This window comes from Pseudomonas sp. W2Jun17 (assembly GCF_023127795.1).
Lineage (GTDB): Bacteria > Pseudomonadota > Gammaproteobacteria > Pseudomonadales > Pseudomonadaceae > Aquipseudomonas > Aquipseudomonas synxantha_A.
The window spans coordinates 43,632-54,459 of sequence record NZ_SPKO01000003.1; the positions used below are offsets into that span (position 1 = coordinate 43,632).

Annotated in this window: 8 protein-coding genes; all 8 read left to right on the top strand. The window is 62.0% G+C overall.

Annotated elements, in window-relative coordinates; all coding sequences use genetic code 11:
• Position 1 precedes the first annotated feature (1 nt).
• The 8 genes from tssC to E4O98_RS01200 all read left to right on the top strand — a co-directional run bounded on the left by tssC (position 2) and on the right by E4O98_RS01200 (position 10,824).
• Positions 2–1,498, top strand: coding sequence for a type VI secretion system contractile sheath large subunit (tssC, locus tag E4O98_RS01165; RefSeq protein ID WP_005792511.1), 1,497 nt, complete (start codon positions 2–4; stop codon positions 1,496–1,498).
• 171 nt (positions 1,499–1,669) lie between these two features.
• Positions 1,670–2,158: a type VI secretion system tube protein Hcp gene (locus E4O98_RS01170; protein WP_005792512.1), complete on the top strand. Its 489-nt coding sequence runs from the start codon at positions 1,670–1,672 to the stop codon at positions 2,156–2,158.
• 78 nt (positions 2,159–2,236) lie between these two features.
• Positions 2,237–2,752, top strand: a complete 516-nt coding sequence (gene tssE, locus E4O98_RS01175) for a type VI secretion system baseplate subunit TssE (RefSeq protein WP_005792513.1) — start codon at positions 2,237–2,239, stop codon at positions 2,750–2,752.
• Positions 2,749–4,608, top strand: coding sequence for a type VI secretion system baseplate subunit TssF (gene tssF, locus E4O98_RS01180; RefSeq protein WP_032878692.1), 1,860 nt, complete (start codon positions 2,749–2,751; stop codon positions 4,606–4,608). The genes tssE and tssF overlap by 4 nt, the downstream gene beginning before the upstream one ends.
• Positions 4,572–5,615, top strand: a complete 1,044-nt coding sequence (tssG, locus tag E4O98_RS01185; protein WP_078822644.1) for a type VI secretion system baseplate subunit TssG — start codon at positions 4,572–4,574, stop codon at positions 5,613–5,615. The genes tssF and tssG overlap by 37 nt, the downstream gene beginning before the upstream one ends.
• Entirely contained in the window at positions 5,608–8,271 is a 2,664-nt protein-coding gene (gene tssH / locus E4O98_RS01190) for a type VI secretion system ATPase TssH (RefSeq protein ID WP_103734141.1), read from the top strand. The genes tssG and tssH overlap by 8 nt, the downstream gene beginning before the upstream one ends.
• A 156-nt stretch (positions 8,272–8,427) precedes the next feature.
• Complete coding sequence (locus E4O98_RS01195) at positions 8,428–10,374, top strand: type VI secretion system Vgr family protein (RefSeq protein WP_032878689.1); 1,947 nt, start codon at positions 8,428–8,430, stop codon at positions 10,372–10,374.
• A gap of 15 nt (positions 10,375–10,389) precedes the next feature.
• Positions 10,390–10,824, top strand: coding sequence for a DcrB-related protein (locus E4O98_RS01200; RefSeq protein ID WP_032878688.1), 435 nt, complete (start codon positions 10,390–10,392; stop codon positions 10,822–10,824).
• The last annotated feature ends 4 nt before the right edge of the window (positions 10,825–10,828 follow it).

Sequence of the window (10,828 nt, forward strand, 5' to 3'; positions counted from 1 at the left end):
CATGACTGACAATACCGCCCGCGAAGGCAGCCAGATCCTGGGTGCCACCGAAGAAGCCAGCGAGTTCGCCAACCTGCTGCTGCAAGAATTCAAACCCAAGACCGAGCGTGCCCGCGAAGCCGTGGAAACCGCGGTGCGCACCCTGGCTGAACAAGCCCTGGCGCAAACCGACTTGGTGTCCAACGATGCGATCAAGTCGATCGAATCGATCATCGCCGCCATCGACGCCAAGCTCACTGCCCAAGTCAACCAGATCATCCACCACCAGGATTTCCAACAGTTGGAAAGCGCCTGGCGTGGCCTGCACTATCTGGTCAACAACACCGAGAGCGATGAGCAACTGAAGATTCGCGTGCTCAACATTTCCAAGCCGGAGCTGCACAAGACCCTGAAGAAATTCAAGGGCACCGCGTGGGACCAGAGCCCGATCTTCAAGAAGATGTACGAAGAAGAATACGGCCAGTTCGGCGGCGAACCCTACGGCTGCCTGGTGGGCGATTACTACTTCGACCAGTCGCCACCCGATGTGGAACTGCTGGGCGAGCTGTCGAAAGTCTGCGCCGCCATGCACTCGCCGTTCATCGCGGCCGCATCGCCAACCGTGATGGGCATGGGCTCCTGGCAGGAACTGTCGAACCCACGCGACCTGACCAAGATTTTCACCACCCCGGAATACGCCGGCTGGCGCTCGCTGCGTGAATCGGAAGACTCGCGCTACATCGGCCTGACCATGCCGCGCTTCCTGGCGCGCCTGCCGTATGGCGCCAAGACCGACCCAGTGGAAGCCTTCGCCTTCGAAGAAAACACCGACGGCGCCGACAGCTCCAAGTACACCTGGGCCAACGCCGCCTACGCGATGGCGGTGAACATCAACCGTTCGTTCAAGCACTACGGCTGGTGCTCGCGCATCCGTGGTATCGAGTCTGGCGGTGAAGTGGAAAACCTGCCGGCCCACACCTTCCCTACCGATGACGGTGGTGTGGACATGAAGTGCCCGACCGAAATCGCTATCAGCGACCGCCGTGAAGCGGAACTGGCGAAGAACGGTTTCATGCCGCTGCTGCACAAGAAAAACACCGACTTTGCCGCGTTCATCGGCGCACAGTCGTTGCAGAAACCGGCCGAATACGACGATCCGGACGCCACCGCCAACGCCAACCTGGCCGCGCGTCTGCCGTACCTGTTCGCCACCTGCCGTTTCGCCCACTACTTGAAGTGCATCGTGCGCGACAAGGTCGGCTCCTTCAAAGAGAAGGACGAGATGCAGCGCTGGTTGCAGGACTGGATCCTCAACTACGTCGACGGCGACCCTGCGCACTCCACCGAAACCACCAAGGCCCAGCACCCATTGGCGGCTGCCGAAGTGATCGTGGAAGAAGTCGAAGGCAACCCGGGGTATTACAACTCCAAGTTCTACCTGCGCCCGCACTACCAGCTTGAAGGGCTGACGGTGTCGTTGCGACTGGTATCGAAGCTGCCTTCTGCCAAGAGCGCATAAGTAACTGTTGAACCGGTTCTTCTGTTGGAGCCGGGCTTGCCCGCGATGCAGGCGACGCGGTCTGCCAGCCAGACCGCGGTGATGCTATCGCAGGCAAGCCAGCCCCCCAGAAAAGCACTGCCCCATTGGCGGTAACCCAATATCGTGGCTGAGACCACACAGGGAGAAAACATGGCTGTTGATATTTTCATCAAGATCGGCGACATCAAGGGCGAGTCCATGGACAAGGCCCACAAGGACGAAATCGACGTGTTGAACTGGAGCTGGGGCATGGCCCAGTCCGGCAACATGCACGTTGGCGGTGGCGGCGGTGCGGGCAAGGTGAATATCCAGGACCTGTCGCTGACCAAGTACGTCGACAAGGCTTCGCCCAACCTGATGATGCACTGCGCCAGCGGCAAGCACATCGACAAGGTCAAGCTGACCGTGCGCAAGGCCGGTGGCGAAAGCCAGGTCGAGTACATGGTGATCAACCTGGAAGAAGTGCTGGTCACCTCCCTGAGCACCGGCGGCTCGGGCACCGATGATCGCCTGACCGAGAACGTGACCCTGAACTTCGCCCAAGTGATGGTCGACTACCAGCCGCAGAAAGCCGACGGCACCAAAGACGGCGGCGCGATCAAGTTTGGCTGGAACATCCGTTCCAACACCAAGCGCTGATAGCCCCTGTGGCCGTGACCCCGCGCCACGGCCACAGGCATCTTGTCTCTCTCGCAACCCGTCCGTGGAGCTGCTTTGGTGGTAACTGAAATCGCTTCCCGCGACCGTCTGCAACCGTCCCTGCTGGACCGGCTGACCGACGACGACCCGACCAATCCCAAGGAAAGCGCCGACAAACGCGTGCTATCCCTGACCCAATTGAAAGCCTCGGTACTGCGTGACCTGGCGTGGCTGCTCAACACCACCTCGTTACTTGATGCCGATGCGACGCTGCACACCCCGGCCGGTACCTCGGTGGTCAATTACGGCCTGCCGGCACTGGCGGGCAACAGCGTTTCCAGCGTCGACATCAAGGCCCTGGAAGCCCTGATCTACCAGGCCATCGCCACCTTCGAGCCACGCATCCTGCGCCACACCCTGCGGGTCAAAGCCCGTGTCGGCCATGGCGAGATGAACCACAACGCCCTGAGTTTCGAGATTGAGGGTGACCTGTGGGCGCAGCCAGTGCCGTTGCGCCTGCTGCTGCAAACCGACCTGGACCTGGAGTCCGGCCACGTACGCGTGGTCAATGCCGACCAGCGGAGACGCCCATGAATCCGCGCCTGCTGGAGCTGTACAACCAGGAACTGCACCACGTGCGCGAAAGCGCCGCCGAGTTCGCCAAGGAATACCCGAAAATCGCCAGTCGGCTGACCCTGTCCGGTATGGACTGCGCCGACCCCTACGTCGAACGCTTGCTTGAAGGCTTTGCCTACCTCACGGCCCGGGTGCAGCTCAAGCTCGACGCCGAGTACCCGACCTTCACCCACAACCTGCTGGAAATCGCCTACCCGCACTACCTGGCGCCCACCCCGTCGATGACCGTAGTGCAATTGCAGACCGACCCGGATGAAGGCTCCCTGGCCAGCGGTTTCCCCCTGCCCCGCGACACGGTACTGCGCGCCGCCCTGGGCCGCGAAACCCAGACCTGCTGCGAGTACCGCACCGCACATCCGGTGACGCTGTGGCCCTTGCAGGTCAGTCACGCCGAATACTTCGGCAACCCCGCCGCCGTGCTCGGTCGCCTGGCCGCCAGTGAGCCGAAGGCCAAGGCGGGGTTGCGCCTGACCTTGCGCACCGGCGCCGAATTGCCGTTCAGCAGCCTTGAGCTGGATAACCTGCCGCTGTACCTCAGTGGTGCCGACGAGCAGCCATTCCGCCTCTACGAACAACTGCTGGGCAATGCCTGCGCGGTGTTTGCACGCCAACCCGGCGGCGATTGGGTTGAGCGTTTGCCCCAAGACGCGTTGCGCTCCCGTGGGTTTGACGATGCCGACGCGGCGATGCCGGTAGTGGCGCGGGCGTTCCAGGGCTACCGGTTGTTGCAGGAATACTTCGCCCTGCCCCACCGCTTCCTGTTCGTCGAGTTCGCCGAGCTGGGCCGGGCGGTCAAGCGTTGCGACGGCCAGGAGCTGGAACTGATCGTGCTGTTCGACCGCCACGAACCGAGCCTGGAAGGCAGCGTTGGCGCAGCGCAGTTTTTGCCCTTCTGCACCCCCGCGATCAACCTGTTCCCAAAACGTGTAGACCGCATCCACTTGTCTGACCGGGTCAACGAACACCACGTGATCGCCGACCGCACGCGGCCGATGGATTTCGAGATTCACTCGTTGAGCGGCATCACCGGCCACGGCACCGGGCCGGAGCAGCCGTTTTTACCCTTCTATGCAGTGCGTGATCCGTCGCGTTATGGCCGTGACCAGGCTTACTACACGGTGCGCCGCGAGCCACGCGTGCTGTCCAGCGACCAGCGCCGCAACGGTCCGCGCTCCACCTACGTGGGCAGCGAAACCTTTGTCAGCCTGGTGGACAGCCGCCAGGCGCCCTACGGCCATGATTTGCGCCAGTTGGGCGTCACGGCGCTGTGCACCAACCGTGACTTGCCGCTGTTCATGAGCGTGGGCAATGGCAAGACCGATTTCACCCTGGCCGACAGCGCCCCGGTGCTTTCAGTGCGTTGCGTCGCAGGCCCCAGCCGCCCACGCGCCAGCCATGCCCACGATGCCAAGGCCTGGCGCCTGATCAGCCAGCTGTCGCTCAATTACCTGTCTTTGAGCGAACAGGGCCAGGGTGCCGGCGCCCTGCGTGAGTTATTGCGCCTGTACGGCGACAGCAACGACGCCGCCCTGCAATTGCAGATCGAAGGCTTGCGCGAAGTCAGCAGCAAGGCGGTGACCCGGCGCCTGCCGATGCCTGGCCCGATCGTATTTGGCCGGGGCCTGGAAATCACCCTGCAATTCGATGAAAACGCGTTTCGCGGCACCGGTGTGTTTCTACTCGGTGCGGTGTTGGAGCGCTTCCTGGCACGTTATGTGTCGATCAACAGCTTTACCGAAACGGTGATCCGTACCACCGAACGCGGCGAGATCATGCGATGGAAAGCCAAGCCCGGACGGCGTCCGACCCTGTGAGTACCCTGGATGCGATGCATCAGGAGCCCTGGGAATATGACTTCTTCCAGGCGCTGCGACGTATCGAGTGCGAATCGCCGGACCTGCCGCGCCTGGGCCATTCCCTGCGCCTGGCGGATGACCCGTTGCGCCTCGGGCAACAGGCCGATTGCACCTTCGCGCCGGCCACGCTGGCGTCGGTCGACCCCGGCGGCGACGGCAAGCCGGCGCGCCTGGAGCAGTTCTTCTTCGGTCTCGGCGGCCCCAACGGCCCGCTGCCGCTGCATATCACCGAGTACGTGCGCGAGCGTCAGCGCAATAACGCCGACAGCACCAGCAAGCAGTTCCTGGATGTGTTCCACCATCGCTTGCTGACGCTGTTCTACCGAGCCTGGGCCGAGGCACGTCCGACGGTCAGCCACGACCGGCCGGACGATGACTACTGGTCCGCACGCCTCGCCGCCCTGAGTGGGCGGGGTATGCCGAGCCTGCTCAATCAGGGGTTGATTGCCGATACCGCCAAGCTGCACTACAGCGGCCACCTGTCGGCGCAAACCCGCTACCCGGACGGTTTGAAGGCGATCCTCGGCGAGTATTTCGGCCTGCCGGTAGCGATCGAGGAATACGTCGGCCAATGGCTGGAATTGCCCGAGCGCAGCCGCGTCGGTGTGAGCGCCAACCAGTTGGGCGTGGACTTTTGCCTGGGCCGCTTTGTGTGGGACCGCCAGCATAAATTCCGCATTCGCCTGGGCCCACTCAAGCTGGACGACTACATGGGGATGCTGCCTGGTCATCAACCGTTCAACGAACTGGTGGCCTGGGTGGCCGAGTACCTGGGCCATGAACTGGACTGGGACCTGAACCTGGTTTTGCAACAACCCGAAGTTCCGGCACTGCAACTCAACGGCCAGTTCCGCCTGGGTTTCAATACCTGGCTCGGCCAACCTGCGCATGACGCCAACGACCTAATCCTGGCCCGGCATTACGCCGACCACGCCACCACCTCAAGGAATCCAGAGCATGGGTGAAATCAGTCGCGCCGCACTGTTCGGCAAACTCAACAGCGTGGCCTACAAGGCCATCGAAGCCGCCACCGTGTTCTGCAAGTTGCGGGGCAATCCGTATGTGGAGCTGGCCCACTGGTTTCACCAGTTGCTGCAATTGCAGGACTCGGACCTGCACCGCATCATCCGCCAGTTCAACCTGGAACCGGCGCGCCTGGCCCGTGACCTTACCGAGGCCCTGGACCGCCTGCCACGCGGCTCGACCTCCATCACCGACCTGTCCTCCCACGTGGAAGAAGCGGTGGAACGTGGCTGGGTGTACGGCAGCCTGATGTTTGGCGAAAGCCAGGTGCGCACCGGTTACCTGGTGCTGGGCATTCTGAAAACGCCGAGCCTGCGCCACGCGCTGCTGGGCTTGTCCGCCGAATTCGACAAGATCAAGGCCGAAGCCTTGAGCGAGCGCTTTGACGAGTATGTCGGCGACTCGCCGGAAAATGCCTTGAGCGCCAGCGATGGTTTCAATGCTGGAGCAGTGCCGGGTGAAGCCAGTGGTGCGATGGCGCCGAGTGCGATGGGCAAGCAGGAAGCCCTCAAGCGCTTCACCGTCGACCTGACCGAACAGGCCCGCAGCGGCAAGCTCGACCCTATCGTCGGCCGTGACGAAGAGATTCGCCAACTGGTGGATATCCTCATGCGTCGGCGCCAGAACAACCCGATCCTCACCGGTGAGGCCGGGGTGGGCAAGACCGCCGTGGTCGAAGGTTTCGCCCTGCGCATCGTCGCCGGTGATGTGCCGCCCGCCTTGAAAGACGTGGAACTGCGTAGCCTCGACGTGGGCCTGCTGCAAGCCGGCGCCAGCATGAAGGGCGAGTTCGAACAGCGCCTGCGCCAGGTCATTGAAGACGTGCAGGCGTCGCCCAAGCCGATCATCTTGTTTATCGACGAAGCCCATACCCTGGTGGGCGCCGGTGGTGCCGCCGGCACTGGCGACGCGGCCAACCTGCTCAAGCCCGCCCTCGCCCGTGGCACCTTGCGTACCGTGGCCGCCACCACCTGGGCCGAGTACAAGAAGCACATCGAAAAAGACCCGGCCCTGACCCGTCGCTTCCAGGTGGTGCAAGTGGCTGAGCCGTCGGAAGACAAAGCGCTGCTGATGATGCGCGGCGTGGCCTCGACCATGGAAAAACACCACCAGGTGCAGATCCTCGATGAAGCCCTGGAAGCCTCGGTGAAGCTGTCGCACCGCTACATCCCGGCGCGCCAGTTACCGGACAAGTCCGTTAGCCTGCTGGACACTGCCTGCGCCCGTGTCGCCATCAGCCTGCACGCAGTGCCCGCCGAAGTGGACGACAGCCGTCGCCGCATCGAAGCGCTGGAAACCGAACTGCAAATCATCGCCCGCGAACAGGCCATCGGCATTGCCATTGGTACGCGCCAGAGCAACAGCGAAGCCCTGTTGAGCACCGAGCGCGAGCGCCTGGCGACCCTGGAAAACCGTTGGGCCGAAGAGAAAGCCCTGGTGGATGAACTGCTCGCCACCCGTGCCACCTTGCGCGAAAAGGCCGGCGTCGTAGATAGCGGCAGCGATGAACTCCGCACGCAACTGATCGACCTGCAACAACGCCTCACCGCCCTGCAAGGCGAAACCCCGCTGATCCTGCCGACCGTGGATTACCAGGCCGTGGCCTCGGTGGTCGCCGACTGGACCGGCATCCCGGTGGGCCGCATGGCGCGCAACGAACTGGAGACCGTGCTCAACCTCGACCAGCATCTGAAAAAACGCATCATCGGCCAGGACCACGCGCTGCAAATGATCGCCAAGCGCATCCAGACCTCCCGTGCCGGCCTCGACAACCCGAGCAAGCCGATTGGCGTGTTCATGCTCGCCGGCACCTCGGGTGTGGGCAAGACCGAAACCGCCCTGGCACTGGCCGAAGCCATGTACGGCGGCGAGCAGAACGTCATCACCATCAACATGAGCGAGTTCCAGGAAGCCCACACCGTGTCCACCCTCAAGGGTGCGCCACCGGGCTATATCGGCTACGGCGAAGGCGGCGTGCTGACCGAAGCGGTGCGGCGCAAGCCCTACAGCGTGGTGCTGTTGGACGAGGTGGAAAAAGCTCACCCGGACGTGCATGAGATCTTCTTCCAGGTGTTCGACAAGGGCGTGATGGAAGACGGCGAAGGCCGAGTGATCGACTTCAAGAATACCCTGATCCTGCTGACTACCAACGCCGGTACCGAGCTGATCTCCCACGTCTGCAAGGACCCGGCGAACATTCCCGAGCCGGAAGAAATCGCCAAGGCCCTGCGCCAGCCGTTGCTGGAGATTTTCCCACCGGCGCTGCTGGGACGTTTGGTGACCATTCCCTACTACCCGCTGAGCGACGAGATGCTCAAGGCGATCACGCGCCTGCAACTGAACCGCATCAAGAAGCGCGTGGAGAACACCCACAAAGTCGCCTTTGACTACGACGATGCGGTGGTCGATTTGATCGTCTCGCGCTGCACTGAAACCGAAAGCGGTGGGCGCATGATCGACACTATCCTCACCAACAGCCTGCTGCCGGACATGAGCCGTGAGTTCCTCACGCGCATGTTGGAAGGCAAGGCGCTGGCGGGGGTGCGGATCAGCAGCCGGGATAATGAATTGCACTACGACTTCAGCGACGCAGATTGACCTGACGGGACACGGTCAAAATGTGGGAGCTGGCTTGCCTGCGATAGCGGTGTATCAGTCAACATCAATGTTGAATGTTCAATTGCTATCGCAGGCAAGCCAGCTCCCACATTGGATTCGGTTTCTTCAGTTATTACGACACTTACGGGTTAACCGATGCTATTCAACCAAGCCTCACGCCTGGCCAAGATCACCAGCCCTCTCGGGCCGGATGTGCTGTTGCTCAACGAAATGGGCGGCGGTGAAGAGTTAGGAAGGCTGTTCAACTATGAGCTGCAACTGACGTCCCTGGACGCCAACATCGACCTCAACCAGTTGCTCGGCAAGCCCATGAGCGTGGGCCTGCAACTGGCGGACGGTGGCGAGCGGCACTTTCACGGCATCGTCGCGCGTTGCAGCCAGAACATCGACCAGGGTCAGTTCGCCAGTTACCAGGTCACCCTGCGCCCATGGCTGTGGTTGCTCAGCCGCACCTCCGATTGCCGGATTTTCCAGAACCTGAGCATCCCGCAGATCATCAAGCAGGTGTTCCGCGACCTGGGTTTTTCCGATTTCGAAGACGCCCTGAGCCGACCGTATCGCGAGTGGGAATACTGCGTGCAGTACCGCGAGACCAGCTTCGATTTCGTCAGCCGCCTGATGGAACAAGAAGGCATCTACTACTTCTTTCGCCATGAACAGGATCGCCACGTTCTGGTGCTGGCCGACGCCTATGGCGCCCACACCACGGTGCCGGGCTACGGATCGATCCCCTACTACCCCAAGGACGAGCAGCAACGCGAACGCGACCATATGCACAACTGGCACTTGGCGCAGGAGGTGCAGCCGGGTTCGCTGGAGCTCAACGACTACGACTTCCAACGCCCCAGCGCGAGCATCGACGTGCGCTCGGCCATGCCGCGCCCACACACCGGCGGCGACTATCCGCTGTACGACTACCCCGGCACCTACGTGCAAAGCGCCGACGGCGAACACTACGCACGTACCCGCATCGAAGCCCTGCAAACCCTGCACGAGCAGATCGAGTTCGCCGGCAATGCGCGTGGCCTGGGGTCGGGCCACCTGTTCAGCCTCACCGGCTTCAGTCGTCAGGATCAGAACCGCGAATACCTGATCGTCGGCTGTCGCTACTACATCGTCCAGGAAAGCCTGGAGAGCGGCGGCGGCTCCGGTTCGGCGCAATTCGAAAGCAGCCTGACCTGCATCGACGCCCAACAGAGTTTCCGCCCACTGGCCAACACCCATCGCCCTATCGTCAAAGGCCCGCAGACTGCATTGGTGGTGGGCCCCAAAGGCGAGGAAATCTGGACCGACCAGTACGGCCGCGTGAAGGTGCATTTCTACTGGGACCGCCACGACCAATCCAACGAGAACAGCTCGTGCTGGATCCGTGTGTCGCAATCCTGGGCCGGCAAGAACTGGGGCTCGATGCAGATTCCACGAATCGGCCAGGAAGTGATCGTCAGCTTCCTTGAAGGCGATCCGGACCGCCCGATCATCACCGGGCGGGTGTACAACGCCGAGCAGACTGTGCCTTACGACCTACCGGAAAACGCCACCCAGAGCGGCATGAAAAGCCGCTCCAGCAAAGGCGGCACGCCGGCCAACTTCAATGAAATCCGCATGGAGGACAAGAAGGGTCTGGAGCAGTTGTATATCCATGCCGAGCGCAATCAGGACATCGTGGTGGAGGTGGATGAAAGCCACTCGGTGGGGCATGACCGCAACAAGAGTATTGGCCATAACGAGACGGTGACCATCGGCAGCAATCGTCTGCGGGTTGTGCGCAACAACGACACGGTGATCGTGGGTGGCGCCAAGTCCGACAGCGCCGCCACGCACTACACCATCGAGGCCGGCGAGAGTATTCGCCTGGTGTGCGGCGACAGTGTGATCGAGCTCAAGGCAGGCGGGGATATCAACCTGACCTGCGGCTCGTTCAACCTGTTTTCCACCGGCAGCAGCAAGATCCAGACAAAGGGCAAACTGGACATCAACCTGGGCAGTGACAAGGGCACATCGCCCGGCGCCCAGGGCGTGCAAGACACGATCAAGTCCGCCGTCGAATCAAAATTCCCCGGCAAGCCCGGCGCTGGTCAATAACGAGACTTCTTCACCATGAATTACCTGATCAACGAAGCCCAATTCACCCTGCCCGATGCCGAGGTACAGGACACCTCGATCAATATCCTCAAGTTCGCCAAGCTGGGCACCACCCTAGTGGTGAGCCGCAGCCCGTTGGCGGACGGCGAGAGCCTGCAAAGCAATTTCGAAGGCCAGCTGAAAAAACTCGAGCAGCAGGTCAAGGATCTGCGCTATTCCCCTGCACAAGCGGTCAAGGTCGGTCCGACGCAGGACATCGACGCCTTTGAAGTACAGAACCGTTTCAACAAAGGCAGCGACAACATTTACCAATATCAGCTGGCAATGCAGATACCCGGCACCCGCCAACTGATTGCACTGAGCTACGTCAAGACCCAGCCCCTGGGCCCTGCCGAGGCGGCTCATTGGGCAACGCTGAAAAACACGCTCAATTTTACTGCTACGCCCTGAGTCG